We start from the raw sequence: 17,101 nt of genomic DNA, 5'->3' as shown, positions 1-17,101 counted from the left end.
TTGTTGCGGCAGCTGCCGTTATTACAGTCGCCGTCTCGATTGGAGAGATCTCTTGGAGTAGCATAACCAAGAGATCCCTCAGTTCTTCGGAATGACGGCGGTGATCGAAATGCCCGCCTTAAAACGTAGGAGGCGTTGGTTTTAGATCAGAATCTAGAAAATCATTGACCATTGGAATTATCCAATCCATATGCTGCATCATACCAATATGCGTTGTGCCGGGAATTATAGCTAACCGGGATTTAGGCAGCCCATGTATATCGCCCATTTTGCCTCCGCCTTTAGCACGAAACAGCTCAAGCGCGTGCTCATATTGTACTCCGTCGGCATCACCTATGGCCATAAATACTGGAGCTTTTATATTTTTTACTTCCTTAGACCAGTCATAAGGCTTTACGTCTATACTAAGAACCTTTTTTACATACGCAGGGAAATTTTTAGGATCGTTTCCAAGACTGTCGTATTGTTTTTCGATAGGAGAGCCTTTGAACATGTCTGCATTCATTGTAGCAAAACTGGCCTCTACATCTGGCCACCACCCGTCGTGCTTATAGGCACCAGAGAGTATCACGAGTCTTCGTAACAGCTCGGGGTGGCGCACTGCAAACTGAAAAGCTACTCCGCCGCCCATACTATATCCTAAAATGTCTGCACTATCTATTTTGAGGTGCTTAAGCAAGCCAGACACATCGTCGGCCATATTTTCGTAGCTAAATTCACGAGGGATATCCTTTGTGCGGCCATGGCCCTGCATCTCTGCAACAATTACTTTCCGGTTTTTGGCAAAAACAGGTATGATGTGCGACCAGTTTAAAGGTATATTCATAAAGGAACCATGTAGCAGTACAATTGGTTTACCTTCGCCATAAACTTCATAGTACATTTTTAGCCCGTTTACATCAGCATAGCCACTGTCGGCTGGCTGTATGGGTTGGTTGTTTGCCGTTTCTTTTTGTTCGGTTGAAACGGCTTGTGTATCCTTATTACGCGGTTGGCAGGAAGCCATTACTGCTACAACAATAGCAATTGAGAGATTGATTATAATATGCTTTTTCATATTGTAAGGTTTTGTTACAATACAAATCTAGGGACCAAATGCTGTACCGTTGCTGTGAGTATGCGACAATGTTAGGGGGAAAATACGACATACAGAATATGTTTCAATATCCATATATTGGTTGTTTATTGTAAGCTAACTATATGCCTTTAAGATTTCTTTTGTTTCTGCTGATTTTAATTTGCCATCAAGCCGGGTTATTTGCTCAGTATGTAAGTGTCCCTTCCCGACAAGATACACTTAAGGGTAGTATAACTAAAGATAGAGAATGGTGGGATATAAAATATTACGCATTGGCTATTGAACCTGTTTTTGGAAAAAAAACAATTCAGGGTAAAAATAGTATCACCTTTGAGGTAATAAAAAGTAACCATAATAGGTTTATGCAGATTGATTTGCAAGAACCGCTAGAGATCGATAGCGTACTGTTTAAACAGCAAAAGATCTCCGTCGAAAAGGAAGGAAATGTATGGTTTCTTAAAGTTCCTGATTTAAAAGTTAAATCGCAGGCTACTATTGACATCTTTTATTCAGGAGCGCCTAAAGAATCTACCAATCCACCATGGGATGGTGGTATATCATGGAAACTTGACTCGTTAGGGAGGCCATGGATCACCCTGGGATCTCAGTTAATTGGTGCTAGTGTTTGGTTCCCATGCAAACTACATCAAGGCGACGAACCCGATAATGGTGCTTCATTGGCCATCAGCGTTCCTGATACCTTGGTTCCTGTTGGTAACGGCAGGTTAAAAAGCCGAATAGTAAATAGTAATGGAACCGTTACTTATAAATGGCATGTAGTAAATCCAATAAACAATTATGGTTTGGCTTTTTATGTGGGAAAGTATGTGCGGGTTCCAGAAATATATAAAGGTGAGAAAGGCAATTTAAGTACTGACTATTGGGTAATTGATTACAACAGAGAAAAGGTTCATTCTTACCTCAAAAATGAGGTTGACAAAACGCTGAAAACTTTTGAATACTGGTTTGGGCCATATCCTTTTTACGAAGATAGTTTTAAAATGGTGGAAGCACCATATCCGGGCATGGAACATCAAAGCGCTATAGCCTATGGTAATGGATTTAAGTTGGGCAGGATAAATGCAAAATACTTAAGTACGTGGGATTTAAAGACCGATAGGCTGGTGGTTCACGAAGTGGCGCATGAGTGGTTCGGAAACAGCATTACAACAAAAGATATTACTGACAGATGGCTGCAGGAAGGATTTGCAGGGTATGCCGAAGAGCTTTTTATTGAAAGTCAATATGGTAAAAAGGCAGCCAAAGAGTTCTTTGAAGCTAGAACTATTGGCCGGATTAAGAATACTGAACCAATCATAAGACGCTATGGAATTTATGAGGATGCTGGTGGACACATGTATTTAAAAGGCTGGACAATTGTGCATATGCTTCGGGCCATTGTTGATAATGATGAGCAGTTCCGTAAGATGTTAAGGGCTGTTAACCGTGAGTTTTATCATAAAACAGTGAACTCAATTGAGGTTGAAAGGTTTATCGGGAAAACTTTAGGTAAGAATCTGCAGCCATTCTTTAATCAGTACTTGCGGGAGAAAGATATTCCCACTTTTGAGTACAGCATACGTGACAATATATTGAGGTATCGCTTTAGCAATTGTTTGTCGGATTTTGTAATGCCTATTAAAACCAATCTTACAAGTGATAAATGGCTTAATCCGACTAAAGATTGGAAGGAGCTGCGTATAACGCCAACCAGCAATTCATCGTTAAGTATTGATAGTGACTTTTATGTAAATGTGAAAAGGGTTGAATGAGAAGTGAAATGTATCCGCTATTTTGTAATCTGTGCGCGGACATTTTTAACAAAGTCAATAGTAACTTCCGCTAAATCTGCAATCAAATATTTCTACTGTGAGGTAATATGACGGCAGACTTATGAAAAATTCTAGATTTTAGTTTGATTTCTTATATTAGTGTTATAACCAAATAACATGAAAAAATTAACGCTCAAAGGTATTACAATCGTTTTATTACTATTTGTCTCTTTTACCAAACTTTCTGCACAAGAATCGAATTCCGCTTTATTTAATGGCGCATGGGAGCTAACGCGATTGGCAACTAATGGTTCTGAAAGCAGGGTTGCAATTCCAGGTTTGTTGAAATTCTTTGATGCAGATGGTAAGTTTTTTAACATGCGGATCACTCAAAACGGATCTATTATTACTCATCAGGGTAATTATGTAATAAACGATAATGAGACCTATTCTGAAATTATTAAGAGCGAAACCCAGGGCGCTACCTATGCCTTAGCCGGAAAGACGTATAAACTAAGATATAAGTTTAGCGATGATAAAAAACTGCTCGTTTTGAATGGAATGGTAGAAGGTAAAGACGGGGCTGAAAGCCTTGGATTCACAGAAGTCTGGAAAAGAGTTGAAAATAAAATTGATTCTATTTAAATCAGGTTGAACGAAGGCCATAGTCATTTGATTGTTTAATTACTATTGCATTGAGCCTCGTGTGGTGAGCTATTGAGTATTCTTGGTAAATTGCATATTCAATAGCATATAAAGATTATGGTTAATGAATCCGGAAAACCAGAGTTCTGGGAATCAGCATTTGGCGAAAAACAGGAGATGTGGGGCTTTGAGCCGGCAAAATCTGCTGTACTGACAAAGGATTTTTTTGTTCAGAAATCTCTGAAAAATATTTTGATACCTGGAATTGGTTACGGAAGGAATGCACAAATTTTTAAAGAAAACGGGATCACGGTAACAGGGATCGAGATTTCAAAAACTGCCATTGAAATGGCGAGAAAACATTATGGAACAGATATGATTATTCATCATGGCTCTGTAACTGATATGCCATTTGATAAAAACCAATATGACGGGATATTCTGTTATGGTTTAATTCATTTATTAGATAGTAGTGAAAGGGAAAAGCTAGTTTTCGATTGCTATAATCAGCTATCAGAGAATGGTTATATGGTATTTACAGGTATTTCAAAAGAAGCGCATACCTACGGACAGGGCAAGTTTATTAGCAAGGATCGCTATGAAATATATGATGGAGTAAACATATATTTTTATGATAGGGAATCGATCCATGCAGAGTTTGATCAAGCAGGTTTATTTGAAATTACAGAAATCAGCGAGAACCAGCCGTTCTTTTTAATTAAATGTAAAAAAGGAGATAACTAGATAATAAAAGGGGTCTGTTATTAGTCAATTTAAATTGGGTATCTATTTTTCGCTATATTTAGATAACCGACATAAATTACATGAAAATAGCGCTCCTCTTAGCATTCCTGATTATATTCTCATCTCCAATGGCACAAGGCCAAGAAAAAGTAACCCTCTCCGGTACTGCCACCCACGAAAAGATAGACCATATTTTGATCAATGAACCTTTGTTATTTTATACACAGGAGCCTAAAAATCTACTGACGTGTTATAAACAAAACAATCTGTTTAAGAGCGCTTTTAGCATAAGCAAACCCCAGTTTATTTATTTGAGTATAATGTTGAGGAATTGGCAGGTATATGTAATGCCAGGAGACACCATAAGATTTACGATTGATGGTGCAGGGCTGGACGCAAAGATTAAGTTTTTTGGAAAACATGCAGCCAATTATCAGGTATTTGCAAAAATAACTGATTTTACGGGAGGCCCGGAAAGGCCACCAAGATATCTTATCAGTAAAGAACTACGGCACAATAAAAACAATTTACTGAATTATAAAATCACCCTTGATCAATGGTATAAAGATAAAAACGAACAATTGGAATCGCTTTTAAAACTTTACCCCATCTCTAAATCACTTACTCATATTGCCCGAAATAAGATTGGGTATTATTATGCCAATTCCTTGTATTCACTGGTTTCAGACATGGCTGCCGACAGCGTTCCAAAGAAGTATCTCAACGATCTGAAAAAAATCGGATTTAACGACGACCCTTTGTTAACCGCTAATGAGTACAAATATGCGGTGTATAATCGATATGTAAGGTTTAAGGAAACTGAGGGCAGGGTGAATTTGAAGGAGATTGAAAAGAAAATAAAGAGTGAGTTAAAAGGTAAAAGTAAAGATTATGCAATTGCAAGTTTAATTGGTGCCTGTGCGCAAAGAAAAATTCCAATAGATGACGACGCTTTATTTTCCGTGATCCGGTCTGCTTATACTGAGGTAAAGGACCCCCGCTATTTAGCGTACATCAGGGAATCTGAATTGAATTATCTCTTGCTGAACAAGCCATTGACAGATAAGGTATTAGATGGTACTTTGTTGACCACCTATTCAAATGGAATGAAGCGCAGTTTAAGACAAGTACTAGCCGGTTATCCTGGAAAGGCTGTATATGTAGATTTATGGGCGAGCTGGTGTGCCGCTTGCAGAGTAGATATTGCAGAATCTGCCGAAGGAAAGAAATGGATGACGGAAAATGGGGTTGCTGTAGTTTACTTTTCACTTGATAAAGACAAAGCAGCTTGGAAGAAAGCGACTGTAAATGATAAAATAGAAAACGATCAGTACCTGGTCGAGAACGAGTTCTCATCAGAGCTATCTAAATTTATGGGGATCACAAGTATTCCAAGATATTTACTGATAGATAAAAACCATTTTGTAAAAAGTATTTTTGCACCAAGACCCCTGGAAAGTGATTTAACACAGCTAAAGTCTTTAGTGAAAATATTTTAGTTGTGTTTACCAATGCATATTTGGACATTTGCAATAGTTGTTTGACGATGAGCAGGTTGGCTACCAATCTATTATGAAGTAGATTTATTATAAATCATCTTAATCTCTCAGTATGAAACTATTCAAACTGCTATCCCTTCTAGCAATTGCCGGTTTGTTGGTTACCGGAAGTATGACCAGCAGAAATCATCATCTTCTTTTCTCGGACAGTGCGCCTTCGGGTATTCTTTCACTGGAACTTACCAAATCCAATAGTATTCAATACCGGATTTTTTCGGAATGGAACCGCCCTGAAAATTATGTTTTTGAGCGCGACTGGACAAACCCTGCTGATTCGGTGACAATGGATAGCACTGTGTCGCCAGGTAAAAAGATTAAGTATAGTGAGCCTGGGGAAAAGATTAGGGGCGTGGATGCGGTAGAACGTCAGACACATGCCGACTACTGGTTTATACTTTTTTATATGTCTGGACTGATTCTGTTGTTTTGGCATTATTACCGGAATCTCTATCCTTCAAAAGACAGAATTACAAGTAGACTGTTTTGGTTGTTTTCGGGAACGGTAATAGTGATCGGTATACTGGATCTTATCGAGAATTACTATATCCTGGAATCTATTGATCTTTTTAAAAGGTTAAATCCCGAAGATCCCTCGCCAGATAAGCTTAATGATTTTGTGAAATCCGGAGTGGCAGCCTATGTTTTTTATCCCGCCTTGTTTAAGTTTATTCTTCTGATTTTAACCCTATACTCATTTGGTTGGTCTATTAGTATTTTTAAACGGCTTACAGGTTGGCTTTCGGGACTATCGGATAACTTTTTATTTGGATTACGTTTGGGATGGATGTTTCGTATAGTGCTGATTGTTCTTTTTGTGCTATTTGGATTTTTGATCTTTTCGGATCAAGGTCAGGATCTGCTGATTACAATTAATACCTCCTTTTGGGGAACGATAATCTTTCTTTTTTCTATCTCGGTTTTAGCAACACTAAACTGGTATCTGCCCAAGCTGTATGCTGGTGGGTTTACGGATTTGATGTTGACGGTACCCAAGGGCTTTGTTATGGCCGGAAAGAACTCGGTAAATTATGCCCGGCTGTTAGGTGCGCTTACTTTTTTGATCCCTGCAGTGGGTATTCTAAAGACCATGCAGCAGTATCATATGCCTTATCTTTTGGATGATGTGCCTGTGATGGTCATATTGTTGGTTGCCTTAGTTGGCTATCAGCAGATGTTAAAACACAATACACTGGACTCTTTTTTTGCTCCGCATGGGGTATTTTCCGCTTTGCGCTATATGATTGTGATGGTACTGTTTTTTCTCCTGATGACCGCTTTCTATTTCATCAGGGATATGAAAGTGGAACAGTATGGCCGGCTTTCTTATCTTTCTCTGGATCTGTTTTTATTATCTTTTGCTTTTCTGATTACTACCGCCTATCGCACTAAGATTTCATTTGTGCAAAATATAGAGGTTGCGCCTGTTGTACTTATTGTTGGTTTACTGCTGGCTGTGGTATTTATCCTGTTTAATATCCCCCCGATACTCTTTACGCTTATTGCCAGGTTTAGGTTCTTTACAATTGCCATTGTAATAGCGGCATTGATCTGTTATGCGCTGATATTCTCTTATCTGCTTGTTTTAGGTAAACGGACTAAAGTGCAATGGATAACGCTGCTTCTGTTAATAGGATTTTTGGTCTCGTATGTAAAGATCAGTGATTTTCATAAGGTGAAGACCGTTGTGGCCAAGGGCGAGGCGCCAGTGGCATTATCTACTCATATCCGCAGTTGGCTGGAGCATAGACGAGGAGAGATTGCAACGTATCAGGCTGAGCATAATAAACCTTACCCCGTGTTTTTTTTGAATTCTTACGGTGGTGGGATCAGGGCTTCTGTTTGGGCCACCATGCTTGTGGGTGAACTGGACTCGCTGCTTCTTGAATCACGTGGCAGTAAGCGGATAAGTGCTGATTTCCAGCATCATGTGTTTTCTTTTTCAGGTGCATCTGGCGGGACTATTGGTTTTTCTCTTTTGACGGCTGACAGGCTTAAGGCCAGGGATAGTATTTCGTCTGGGAGATTTTACCCCGATAATACCAAGGTATTTGAGTACGACTACCTGACAGCCAATGTAGTGGGTGTTTTTGGGAGAGACCTGTTTATGACCATGATCGGAGGGAATTGGTACGAAGACCGCTCCCGTCTGCAGGAACGAGGCTTTGAAGGTATACTGAAGGATAAGTTTGGAATGGATTATGATATTTCATTAAGAGAGGCCTGGAAAAAGGATAATATGGACTTGCCCTTGCTTTTTTCCAATACTTATGATATTAATACAGGGAAGAAGGGAATTGTTGCTCCTGTGTTGTTAGAGAAGGATGATTTTCCCAGCTGTATTTTTATACAGGATTTGATGAGGGCAAAAAAACTTGATCTGCCGCTTTCTGCGGCTGCTTTCCTGAGTGCGCGTTTTCCGTATGTATGTCCGACAGGTAAGTTTGATGAGAAGCATCATTTTACTGATGGTGGAACCCTGGAAAATTCTGGCGCAGAAACCTCAAGGCAGGTGATCGCTGTATTTGAGCGGGTACTTGCAGAAGATGAGTTTGCGGGGCTTAATGTTACGGTAAATGTGCTGTCGATTTCTAATAGTATTCTTTCTGTTGACTATCCAACTCAAGATAAGAATTTGTATGAGGTATTAGCTCCGGCACTTGGGATTTTGGAGACGATAAGCAGTAATGCACTTAAGGCTGATACGATTAACAAGGTGATGTCAACGCGACAAAAAATGAAAGGGTGGAGTTACAATAAAATTCAGCCCACAAGGGAGATGATTGCGGGCAACTGGCCTGTGCTGCCATTGGGCTGGCAGATTTCGGACCATGCGCTAGAGGTGATGAAGAAGAGTATTAAGGATCAGCGGGCTAAAATAGATAATGTACTGCTGGTATTCTAATCTAAGTTTAAAGTCATCATATGATTTATTTTAAACAAAAACCCTTTAAAATTGGTATTTTGAGGGTATGAGCAATATACGCTTATCAAATAATTATATTTTTAAATTAAATTATTTCAAATTTGGCATTAAAAAAAGCAGGATTCAAAAGAGGGATGCGCTTGCCCTTTAAAAAGAAAGAAGCGGAACACAAGATTAACAATTTTATCACCTCAGCTGAGGTCAGATTAACAGGTGAAGATTTCGAATCAGGTATATACCCCCTGGCACAAGCGCTGGCTATAGCTGAAGAACAAGGACTGGACCTGGTGGAGATATCCCCGAACGCAGTACCTCCCGTATGCAGGGTTATCGATTACAATAAGTTCCTTTTCGAAAAGAAAAAAAAGGAAAAGGAAATCAAATCCAATGCGAAGCAAACCATTATTAAAGAAATACGCTTCGGCCCAAATACCGACGACCACGATTTTCAGTTTAAGCTTAAACACGCTGTTTCATTTCTGGAAAGCGGAGAAAAAGTTCGCGCATATGTTCATTTTAAAGGCAGAGCCATAGTTTATAAGGATAGGGGTGAGATACTTCTTCTTAAATTTGCCCAGGCGCTGGAAGATGTAGGAAAGGTCGAATTACTCCCTAAGCTGGAAGGTAAAAGAATGTTCCTTACGCTTGGACCAAAAACTGGTAAAAGGTAGCGCCAATGTCTGATACTGTGTTCTAATCTTGCATCCTTATCATACACTTCACATCTGTTTGATTGGGGTAGAGTTCAACACAGTATCCTTCCATATCAATTCCCGGTAGATCAGTTAATTGGTCAAAGGCTTTGCCTATGGCTGGTATATCTTTCATGAAATCAGTAATAGTGACGCACCTGTATTTACCGGCCTTTATGGATATTGATCCCAACCCGAGCGCCTTGGCTTCACCAGGCTGCAATTCTTCGGCTGCGGCTTTATAAATAATGCCTCCTCCGTTCTCAGGACGTGAAAGCCCGAAGTATTGTCGGTTTTCATTAAACGATACAAGTGAATGCAGTTTTTGATGAGCGGCCATTACTCCGTCTGGAAAAGAAGTGGCCGTTACATAAATTACTGGAATGTCGTGGTTGATTTCTATAGTTTCCATGGTAAACAAAATCTTATAGATGCAATTTAACCATTGTTCTGAAGATTATTATCTGCTAAGGCTCTAAAAATCGATACCTAGCCTTAATCCGGCAGACGAAAACTTTACATTTTCTATTTTAGAGCTTTGCATAGGTAATTTAAAGAAAGGTTCAAGCGTAATGGTTCTGTTTTTTAGGAACGGATACTTGTACCCGAAAGAGATATTGATAAAGCTTTTGTATTTTTCTTTGCCCTGAGGTTGGTCTTCAATGTCTACCACGGATCTTTCTTCACTGGTAAAGGTTTTATCATATACTTCTCCGTTTGGATCTACAACGCTCTGCGTGTGAGAAACTGTACTGACATAAGTTAGTTCACCCCTTTGTTTTATCGTTGCAAAAGCCGAGACGCCAACTTTCGCATATAAACGTTGGTTGACGCTATATCTTAGTCCTAATGGAATCTCAACCCCTGACAACCTAATGGTGGCCGATTCTAATTGTTTTTCGTCCGTGGCGCTTAAGGTTTGTCCTTCACTACCGTTAAAAGCAGAGGATTCCCGATAGCCGGCGCCCAACATTATGGCGATTTTTGGACTTAAGGCATAACCTACTACTGCTTCAAATGCTAATCCCAGTTTCTTTGAATTGCTGAAGTCTGTAGCCATACCCAATCCAACCATCCAACTGGGTTCTTTTTTGGTTTTTTTAACCCTTTCGGTTTCCTGGTGTGCTGTATAAGGGAATATTTTTTTGCCAGCAGGCGCACGATCTGCATCAATTTGTTCTTCATTTGGTTTGGCCTGCACTACCATGGTATTTTCAGGTGCGGGTTTATCTTGTTCCGGAGACGTGCTGTTTACATGCCTGATTTCAGCTCGTTTTTTGTGAATTTGAACGGGGTGATGATTAGTAGTATTGTGTTTTTTAACCAGGACTTCTTGTATAATTTCTTTTTGTACCGGTTTAGTTTTGAACTTTGCTAATGGTATCGATTTAGGATCGGGATTGTAGCTGAATAAAAAAGCAAGGCAAATTAGCAGGAGTGCTGCAGCAATTCCTGAGAACCAATACCACCCGGTTGCGTTAGTTTTTACCGGCTGTTGTTTTGAAAATGATTCCCATGAGCCTTCTTTGTAGGCTTCTTCGTTGTTTTGTAAAAGTGATTTAATCACTTCAAGCCCTCTATCCGTATGTTCCATCTTCAACAATTAAAGATTCATTATAAAGTTTTCTTAATTTTTGCTTAGCCCTTCCTAAGTATACTCTACAGATATTTTCGGGTATACCTAAAGATTTTGAAATCTCATCATGAGAGAATCCCTCGATTTCGAACATATTAAAGATTATCCTTTGCGACTCAGGCAGTGTATTCAGTAATTTTAAGATGTCCTCAACATAAAGCTGATCTAATGCACGACTATAGATCTGTGGATGCTTTTGTTCACCTATATCATCAAATTCCTCGTTGATGGTTCTCCTTTTTCGGAGGTAATCAATGCAGTTGCGTGAGGCGATCTTTGCCATCCAACCTCGAAATGTTTTCTCGGGGTCTATTGCAGATGCTAATAGCTGGAATTGCGTGATATGATTAAATATCTTGATAAATGTGTCATTTACAAGTTCTTCCGAATCGCTTCTATTGTTGATGTAGCGCATGGTAACCGCCATTAAATACCCGTAGTAGGTTTTATACATGACTTCCTTCGACGCATTTTTTTGATCAGCAACGCCTGCAATAATTTCCTTAAGCTTCGGGAGGTTTCTTAGCACTCTTCCAGGATTTATATATTCTACGCCAACTGCTATTCATAAATGGGGCTACACAAATCCTTTTATAGTAAGAAAGTGCAGCCCCAGAAATAATAGGAGGTTATTTGTTGGTAAGAACCGTTAAACCAAGTTTGGTGTCGTCTGTTGCAGCTTTAAGGCCTTTTGCATAGATCGTATATACTTTTCCTTTTTCAATTTTAACTTTTGGAAGTGTAGCCAGTACGGTTGCCTTGCCATTTTCTCTGATCTCAAAGTTGATTTCGGCACCCACCTCTGTGGTATTGGTGAAATCAGTTGATTCTTTAAATGCTTTTTTAGCCAGAAGTACTTCTGTTTTTCCGGTGACAGCCAGATCAAGGGATCCTGCATCAGGGCTTAAGTTAATGAAACGGATTTTTGCTTTATCAGCTGCTGGTGCACTAAGATCATCAGCAACAAATACAAGTGCATTGCCTGTTTTATCTGCAACAAATACCGAATAAGATTTATCGGCAGCCAAGGTTGCATCGGCCTTTACCAGAATATCAGTTACATCTTTTTTAGTAACGCTTAATTCCCGTTTACCTGAACTGATTGATTGATATTCGATTACTGTGTTGTACGTTAATGCTTTAGTGTTCTTTTTTACTTTATCTACAAAGAAAGAAAGCTCAGGCGTTCCTGGTGCAGCATGGATTATAGATAAGTTTGCCGGCTTAGGCGTTTGTGGATTAGGATCTTTATCCTTTTTACATGAACTAAAGATACTTGTTAACGTTAAGGCAAACACTAAAGTTTTGGCAACTGGCGATAGGTAGTTTTTTGTTGTTTTCATTTTTAAGTTTTTGTGAAATAAAATGGTGTAATGTTAATGGCCATTAACGTTATTACCCATAGAACGAGCCTCAATATGAAAAAGCAACAGGGGTAGTGAATTATTTAAATTTTTAGAGTATTTTTATACTGAACTAAGGGCCAAGTGTATGAGTTTCGAACTATCAACCAGCGTCATTTATATTACACCTGAACATGACGAAGTCTATACTTTTATAAAGGAAATAGACGATAAACAAGGTTTGTACACCTTGGATTTTAATAATGTAGTTGTTCCTGAAAATAAGATTAAGGTAAATACACACACTAACTTTAGTGTGCCCTCGGTAATGATTAAAAACCGTATCATTAATTATCATTATGATAGACTGATTGATCGTATTGTGCAGTTTTTAATCGATCATAATCCCGCTGAGCATTTAATGAAAATATATCGGAAAAGAGAGGTGATTTACTTTGAGCCTATTGCAGATGATTCTGAAACCACGGATGATAAAGAACATTTTAGAGAACTTACAGATAAATTAAATAAACTGATAGGAGTAGCGAACAGTGCTATTAAGAGTCGTTTCAACAAACATATTGTAGTTATTTTAAACCATCCTCCAAAAACGCATCATCTGCATACCATAAGGGTGTGATATAGCATATCGTTGACTCTAAAAATGATTAGAAATGACTATTTATCAAGTTTCTGCTCATGTCTATATTAGTGATAGCTTTCACTAATTACATGTATATGAAAACTTTAACAATTTCTAAAATCCCTGCCTATGGCAGTTTTTCAAAAGACGTAAGGATATTGCAGGAAAGATTAATAGAACTTGGGTTCGATCCGAAAGGTGCGGATGGAATTTACGGAATGAATACCCAACAGGCTGTGATATCTTTACAGCTAAAAAATAAGTTGCAAGGATCAGGTGTTATAGGCCCTAAAACTTTAGGCTTGTTAAAACTGGTTGTGTCTGATATTTCGGTGATAACGGATAGTCCGTTGATTACCAAGGATATTAAGAATAAGAAAGACAGGCATCTTCATCCAAACATGCGCCAGCGATTAGAGGCCTATCTGTTTGCAAACGGGAATGTCCCAGATTTCTGGACGGATAAAAAGTTAAGCTCGGTTTGCATTGCGGTACAGGAAGCATTGGCAGAATTGGGTGTTAAGGAAAACGGGAGAAACAACTACGGAACTGATGTTGGCGAGGTACAAGGTACAACAGGTGGTTTTACACCGGGTGGAAATGGAGATGCCTGGTGTTTGGATTTTGCACAGATGAAGGTGGCAATAATTGAAGATTTCTATCAAAAAGAATCGCCGGTTCCTGCTACGGCTAATTGTGTGGATTGCTGGAAGGGATCTGAAAAGGTGGCTGGCTTAACTACGTCGGTACCTACCATTGGAACTTTAGCCTTAGCCCAATATATAAACAATCCGACAAGAGGACATGCCATGGAATGCTATGAGCTGCTTGGAGGGGGGCAAATGAGGACAGTTGAAGGGAATACTTCTGCGAACGACATGACTAATGGAAACAACTCGGGTTTTAATGTGAGGAATCAGAAACTTAATAACAGAGATACCTTGAGAACGCTTGGATTTGTATATGTATATCCAGATAATCAGGTTCCTGCATAAGTGTATGCTATTTTAAATAACGGTTATGAGCGATAACACAAATTTATCTACTACGTACGTAGTAAATAAAACAACCAAAATTGTAACACTAACCCTTTTAATTGGGGCCTCTGGCCAAACAGGAAACAGTCTGGTAAGGCTTGATGATGGCAGCCTTAATGTAGAAGCAAGTGGAGACCTGTTTGATTTTGAAATAGGAGCAAATAAAGATTTGGGAGGGAAGAAGCTAACCATAACCACAACAATTTCTGATACGGCTAAAGATCATAATCATACTGAGTTGATTATCAGATTGAAAGGTGGGGCTGTATTTAGAGAATATGCATTAGGAAAGGAAGTGAATGAAAATGAATCAGCAGTATATTTTTGTGAATTAAATTTCTTTAAATTTTAAGGTGATGAAAGTTCTTATAAGTGGATTAGTAGTGGTGGCCCTTTTGATACCCGCTAAAGCTTTTACACAAGATAGTTCTGGTGTAAAACTTGATCTGCTAAAATCACCAAGCTCTCCCGCTTCTCAGTTGCTGAGTTTTTCAACTTCAGATATTGAAAAGCCTACTGATCTTTCATCTTTTATGCTTTCGGTACAATCATCAAGTGCGTCGTACACCAAGCTGCCCTCCAATTATGCTATTGATATTGCACCATTTTGGCTTTTTAGAACGAAGACAGATTTCACTACTACCGGGAATGCAGGGCTTAATTCTACAAAGTTTAAGGATTACTTTAAGCAATCGTTAGTGATTTCAATTGCAATCAAGAACCCGGATTCTTCATTTAATGAATTTAAAGCGAGTAGTACTTATGGTGGCCTGGGTATAAAGTTCGCTTTGTTCAGACCGCATTATTCAAAGGAAAACGAGAAGATTTTATATAGCATAACCCAAAAACAAATCAGAATAAACAAGGCTGTTTCTAGTTACATAGAAACTAAGGAGAAAACTGACCCTAAATACAAAGCACTAGATGCACAGCGGACAGCAATTGTCAATAGAATCAGAGATGAAAATCCATCAGAAACTGACTTCGCAAGTGCCATAATTAAGGAGGAGGAAGACACCACCAGTACATTGTATCGAAATAAAATAGAAACCCAGGAATTATTTCAAATCTGGAAAAATGAAACCCTGGAAATTGATGATTTCAAAAAGATGCTGGTAGATTCTTTAAGCAAAGAAGTAGCAAAATTTGACGGAGCCAGGGTAGGTTTTTCATGGGATTTGGCGGGCGGAATAAGTGGAGAGTTTAGAAATAAGCGTTTTAACAGCTCAAAAATATTTAACAGTGGAATATGGACTACAGTAGGGTATTCTTCTGAAAAGAGCGGCTCCTTTTTAGGCTTGGCCCGTTTGTTATATAATCCAGATCAAATTTATGCACAGGATAATGCAACTAATGCTTTTGGGGATATCTCAACATTTGATGCAGGATTCAGGTACATATATACTAAATCAAAATTTAGCTGCAGTGCAGAGGCAATCTATAGGAGTATCTTATCTTCCAGTGCTATTGACCCCTCATGGAAGTTGGTGTTGAATGTTGATTATGCCATTGCGAGCAACCAAAAATTGATCTTCTCGTTCGGTAGAAATTTCGACGGAACACTTACCAAAGATGGAAACCTTATTGCTGCATTAACCGTATTACTTGGTTTTGGCAACATAAGGTAGTTTTAATGCTTGCTATTCTTCAAATATTTTAAGTTTAAGCCAATTATGGCCACTGTGCACACGATTGTAATTGTGGCACTAACTGAAATGGAATGTAGTATTGCAGCACTTTCCCCTACACCGATAGCCCCGAAAATTGCCACCCCAATGGCCCCGGCAGCTTGCCTTACGGTATTTAACGCAGCAGAAGCGGTACCAGACAACGATTTATCTACACTGGACAATATCCCGTTAGTCATGGCCGGAACGGCAAGTCCCATACCCATAGGTATAATTAGAAATGGCAGAAACAGCTGCCAGTATGGTGTACTGTCTTTAGCTATAAATAGCCCTGCAAACCCAACAGCAAACATTACAAGACCTATTATAATTGGTTTTCGTATACCAAACTTATTGATTACACGACCACTAATAAGGTTGGAAATAACGAACCCCACAGTTAACGGCAGAAAAGCAAGACCAGCGTTGAGCGATGAATAATGGAGTACATTTTGCAGATAGAGGCTTAATGTAAAAACGGTTCCATAATAAGCCCCATTTAAAACGGCGCCCAGTAAAAGAAGTACATTAAAAGTGGGAGCGTCAAAAAGATGAAGCGGAAGCATCGGGTGATGAACCTTTTTTTCGATCATTAAAAATGTGATTAACATTGCAGCACTAAAAAGCAGACCTCCAAATATTACCGGATCTTTAAATCCAAAGTTAGGCCATTCTATAATTACCGCAATAAGGGCAGTGATGGAGAGCATCCATGTAATTTGTCCGGCGATATCAAATCCTTTGTTAACTGAGATCTTATTTTGTGCCAGACGAAAACTGAACAGGAAACCAGCCAGACAAAGGGGTACATTTACAAAAAAGATATAACGCCAATTGCTGATTTGAATGAGTAAGCCCCCAACGATAGGCCCGGCAGCTATGGCGGCACTTCCTGCTGCGGTCCACAAACCTACTGCACGTACACGCTTTGCAGGATCATGTGCAAAAGCCTGATTAAGTATAGCAAGAGAACTGGGGATCATAGTGGCCGCACCAACTCCCTGAAATACTCTAAATGCAATGAGGGTAGCAGCGCTTCCGGCAAATCCACAACCTATAGAAGCTATCCCAAAAATACAGATGCCAAGTTGAAATATACGTTTTGCGCCTAAAAGATCGCTTAAATTGCCTGCAGACAACATGAGCACAGCAAAGGCAAGGGTATAGGCATCTATTACCCATTGTAATGTGGTAATACCGGCCTGATAGGTTTTGGCAATTGGAGGCAATGCAATATTTACAATAGAAACATCTAATTGTGCAACTACAAAGGCCAGACTGGTTATTCCGACTATCCAGCCAAAAGGAACGGTATGATTAGGGGAAGTTGTTGTATTTGATAAACTCATCGCGCGTTTTTGC

The 17,101-nt window shown here is 39.2% G+C and carries 16 protein-coding genes; 10 read left to right on the top strand and 6 right to left on the bottom strand.

The window, feature by feature from the left end; translation table 11 throughout:
• Positions 1 to 118 precede the first annotated feature (118 nt).
• Entirely contained in the window at positions 119 to 1,057 is a 939-nt protein-coding gene (locus N824_RS14725) for an alpha/beta fold hydrolase (RefSeq protein WP_048905915.1), read from the bottom strand.
• Positions 1,058 to 1,200: 143 nt separating this feature from the next.
• Here N824_RS14725 and N824_RS14720 point away from each other — a divergent pair, with 143 nt between their 5' ends.
• The 6 genes from N824_RS14720 (at position 1,201) to infC (ending at position 9,392) form a co-directional block, all read left to right on the top strand.
• A complete protein-coding gene (locus N824_RS14720) occupies positions 1,201 to 2,850 on the top strand; it encodes a M1 family metallopeptidase (RefSeq protein WP_052334149.1) in 1,650 nt (549 codons plus the stop codon).
• A 177-nt stretch (positions 2,851 to 3,027) separates the two neighbouring features.
• Entirely contained in the window at positions 3,028 to 3,495 is a 468-nt protein-coding gene (locus N824_RS14715; protein ID WP_048905914.1) for a DUF4488 domain-containing protein, read from the top strand.
• Between the two features lie 117 nt (positions 3,496 to 3,612).
• On the top strand, positions 3,613 to 4,239 hold the full coding sequence (locus tag N824_RS14710; RefSeq protein WP_048905913.1) for a bifunctional 2-polyprenyl-6-hydroxyphenol methylase/3-demethylubiquinol 3-O-methyltransferase UbiG: 627 nt from the start codon (positions 3,613 to 3,615) through the stop codon (positions 4,237 to 4,239).
• 128 nt (positions 4,240 to 4,367) lie between these two features.
• Positions 4,368 to 5,738 carry a TlpA disulfide reductase family protein gene (locus N824_RS14705; protein WP_048905912.1) on the top strand — a complete coding sequence of 457 codons (1,371 nt, stop codon included), beginning with the start codon at positions 4,368 to 4,370 and terminating at the stop codon, positions 5,736 to 5,738.
• Between the two features lie 112 nt (positions 5,739 to 5,850).
• A complete protein-coding gene (locus tag N824_RS14700) occupies positions 5,851 to 8,700 on the top strand; it encodes a hypothetical protein (protein WP_048905911.1) in 2,850 nt (949 codons plus the stop codon).
• 122 nt (positions 8,701 to 8,822) lie between these two features.
• Positions 8,823 to 9,392: a translation initiation factor IF-3 gene (gene infC / locus N824_RS14695; protein WP_084498340.1), complete on the top strand. Its 570-nt coding sequence runs from the start codon at positions 8,823 to 8,825 to the stop codon at positions 9,390 to 9,392.
• Between the two features lie 22 nt (positions 9,393 to 9,414).
• Here infC and N824_RS14690 read toward each other — a convergent pair whose 3' ends face one another.
• The 4 genes from N824_RS14690 to N824_RS14675 all read right to left on the bottom strand — a co-directional run bounded on the left by N824_RS14690 (position 9,415) and on the right by N824_RS14675 (position 12,392).
• A complete protein-coding gene (locus tag N824_RS14690; RefSeq protein ID WP_048905910.1) occupies positions 9,415 to 9,825 on the bottom strand; it encodes a hypothetical protein in 411 nt (136 codons plus the stop codon).
• 63 nt (positions 9,826 to 9,888) lie between these two features.
• Positions 9,889 to 11,007: an outer membrane beta-barrel protein gene (locus N824_RS14685; RefSeq protein ID WP_048905909.1), complete on the bottom strand. Its 1,119-nt coding sequence runs from the start codon at positions 11,005 to 11,007 to the stop codon at positions 9,889 to 9,891.
• A complete protein-coding gene (locus N824_RS14680) occupies positions 10,991 to 11,578 on the bottom strand; it encodes an RNA polymerase sigma factor (RefSeq protein ID WP_052334148.1) in 588 nt (195 codons plus the stop codon). The genes N824_RS14685 and N824_RS14680 overlap by 17 nt, the downstream gene beginning before the upstream one ends.
• Before the next feature lie 100 nt (positions 11,579 to 11,678).
• Positions 11,679 to 12,392 carry a DUF4397 domain-containing protein gene (locus N824_RS14675; protein WP_048905908.1) on the bottom strand — a complete coding sequence of 238 codons (714 nt, stop codon included), beginning with the start codon at positions 12,390 to 12,392 and terminating at the stop codon, positions 11,679 to 11,681.
• Between the two features lie 148 nt (positions 12,393 to 12,540).
• Here N824_RS14675 and N824_RS14670 point away from each other — a divergent pair, with 148 nt between their 5' ends.
• From N824_RS14670 to N824_RS14655, 4 genes are all read left to right on the top strand, one after another.
• Positions 12,541 to 13,032, top strand: a complete 492-nt coding sequence (locus N824_RS14670) for a hypothetical protein (protein ID WP_048905907.1) — start codon at positions 12,541 to 12,543, stop codon at positions 13,030 to 13,032.
• Positions 13,033 to 13,130: 98 nt separating this feature from the next.
• Positions 13,131 to 14,030 (top strand): peptidoglycan-binding protein, encoded by a 900-nt coding sequence (locus N824_RS14665; protein ID WP_048905906.1) that lies wholly within the window; start codon positions 13,131 to 13,133, stop codon positions 14,028 to 14,030.
• Between the two features lie 25 nt (positions 14,031 to 14,055).
• Positions 14,056 to 14,424, top strand: coding sequence for a hypothetical protein (locus N824_RS14660; RefSeq protein WP_048905905.1), 369 nt, complete (start codon positions 14,056 to 14,058; stop codon positions 14,422 to 14,424).
• 4 nt (positions 14,425 to 14,428) lie between these two features.
• Positions 14,429 to 15,700, top strand: coding sequence for a hypothetical protein (locus tag N824_RS14655; RefSeq protein ID WP_048905904.1), 1,272 nt, complete (start codon positions 14,429 to 14,431; stop codon positions 15,698 to 15,700).
• A 2-nt stretch (positions 15,701 to 15,702) separates the two neighbouring features.
• Here N824_RS14655 and N824_RS14650 read toward each other — a convergent pair whose 3' ends face one another.
• Complete coding sequence (locus N824_RS14650) at positions 15,703 to 17,088, bottom strand: MFS transporter (protein WP_048905903.1); 1,386 nt, start codon at positions 17,086 to 17,088, stop codon at positions 15,703 to 15,705.
• Positions 17,089 to 17,101: the final 13 nt, after the last annotated feature.

The sequence above is a fragment of the Pedobacter sp. V48 genome, from assembly GCF_000523515.1.
In the GTDB taxonomy this organism is placed as follows: Bacteria; Bacteroidota; Bacteroidia; order Sphingobacteriales; family Sphingobacteriaceae; genus Pedobacter.
This window is presented reverse-complemented; position numbering and strand designations above follow the sequence as displayed.

What these genes read in the sequence shown, in the direction of transcription:
- N824_RS14725 (WP_048905915.1), bottom strand. Translation starts at nt 1,057, where the DNA reads ATGAAAAAGCATATTATAATCAATCTCTCAATTGCTATTGTTGTAGCA.
- N824_RS14720 (WP_052334149.1), top strand. Translation starts at nt 1,201, where the DNA reads ATGCCTTTAAGATTTCTTTTGTTTCTGCTGATTTTAATTTGCCATCAA.
- N824_RS14715 (WP_048905914.1), top strand. Translation starts at nt 3,028, where the DNA reads ATGAAAAAATTAACGCTCAAAGGTATTACAATCGTTTTATTACTATTT.
- N824_RS14710 (WP_048905913.1), top strand. Translation starts at nt 3,613, where the DNA reads ATGGTTAATGAATCCGGAAAACCAGAGTTCTGGGAATCAGCATTTGGC.
- N824_RS14705 (WP_048905912.1), top strand. Translation starts at nt 4,368, where the DNA reads ATGGCACAAGGCCAAGAAAAAGTAACCCTCTCCGGTACTGCCACCCAC.
- N824_RS14700 (WP_048905911.1), top strand. Translation starts at nt 5,851, where the DNA reads ATGAAACTATTCAAACTGCTATCCCTTCTAGCAATTGCCGGTTTGTTG.
- N824_RS14690 (WP_048905910.1), bottom strand. Translation starts at nt 9,825, where the DNA reads ATGGAAACTATAGAAATCAACCACGACATTCCAGTAATTTATGTAACG.
- N824_RS14685 (WP_048905909.1), bottom strand. Translation starts at nt 11,007, where the DNA reads ATGGAACATACGGATAGAGGGCTTGAAGTGATTAAATCACTTTTACAA.
- N824_RS14675 (WP_048905908.1), bottom strand. Translation starts at nt 12,392, where the DNA reads ATGAAAACAACAAAAAACTACCTATCGCCAGTTGCCAAAACTTTAGTG.
- N824_RS14670 (WP_048905907.1), top strand. Translation starts at nt 12,541, where the DNA reads ATGAGTTTCGAACTATCAACCAGCGTCATTTATATTACACCTGAACAT.
- N824_RS14665 (WP_048905906.1), top strand. Translation starts at nt 13,131, where the DNA reads ATGAAAACTTTAACAATTTCTAAAATCCCTGCCTATGGCAGTTTTTCA.
- N824_RS14660 (WP_048905905.1), top strand. Translation starts at nt 14,056, where the DNA reads ATGAGCGATAACACAAATTTATCTACTACGTACGTAGTAAATAAAACA.
- N824_RS14655 (WP_048905904.1), top strand. Translation starts at nt 14,429, where the DNA reads ATGAAAGTTCTTATAAGTGGATTAGTAGTGGTGGCCCTTTTGATACCC.
- N824_RS14650 (WP_048905903.1), bottom strand. Translation starts at nt 17,088, where the DNA reads ATGAGTTTATCAAATACAACAACTTCCCCTAATCATACCGTTCCTTTT.